The sequence below is a fragment of the Candidatus Symbiopectobacterium sp. NZEC135 genome (assembly GCF_025962695.1).
Genome location: NZ_JAGFPF010001044.1, coordinates 1 through 756 on the forward strand (window position 1 = coordinate 1; position 756 = coordinate 756).

Annotated in this window: 2 protein-coding genes; both read right to left on the reverse strand. The window is 53.4% G+C overall.

Annotated elements, in window-relative coordinates:
- Positions 1-385: anaerobic C4-dicarboxylate transporter family protein (locus tag J5224_RS32320; protein WP_264629031.1), on the reverse strand; the 385-nt coding region annotated here is incomplete at its 3' end.
- 119 nt (positions 386-504) lie between these two features.
- Positions 505-756: PfkB family carbohydrate kinase (locus tag J5224_RS32325; RefSeq protein WP_264629032.1), on the reverse strand; the 252-nt coding region annotated here is incomplete at its 5' end.

Sequence of the window (756 nt, forward strand, 5' to 3'; positions counted from 1 at the left end):
GTTCCGGGCGGATCCCTGAGCCACGGGCAACTTCAGCGATGACCGGGAGCAGGCTATACACCACGTGCCCGGTGCCCGACATAAAGGTGAAGAGGTAGCAGATAAAGGGGGCCAGCAGGGTAATGTGGCGCGGGTGGCGGCGTAGCATTTTCTCCGCTAACCGTACCAGAAGATCCAGCCCGCCGGATGCCTGCAACGAGGAGGCTGCCAGCACCACGGCCAGAATAATTAAAATCACGTCAATCGGTGGGGAAGAGGGTGTCAGGCCAAAAACAAACACCAGTACGGCGACGCCGAGACCGCCCACCATCCCTAAAAATACCCCTCCGACCCTGGCACCAAAAACCAAAGCAACGAGAATAAAGGCTAATTCCGTCCAAAACATACCTACCCCCAGATTATTACGGGCTGAATGCCAGACATCAGTACCCGTCATACTTCACGTTGCAGGCGCGTTGGCTGCAACCCGAACTATTAAGGGTAAATTGTATGAAGGGCCTTTTATTATTCGGAATACGATTTTCCGAACCCGAAGGCACCATAATGATTAAGTACATGGCGTGCCGCTGTTCCGCCCGCCGTCATGGCTCGAAGGACGTCGTCTTCGCTCGGTTCAGACGGCTTGGCGGTTAACAGCGAGAGCATAAAACCGGTTAAAAATGCATCTCCGGCACCCAGCGTATCGACCGGTTCGATATATTCCGGCTGCCAGGTGATACGTATTTTTTCAGAATGGTAATAAACATGTTCATGTCC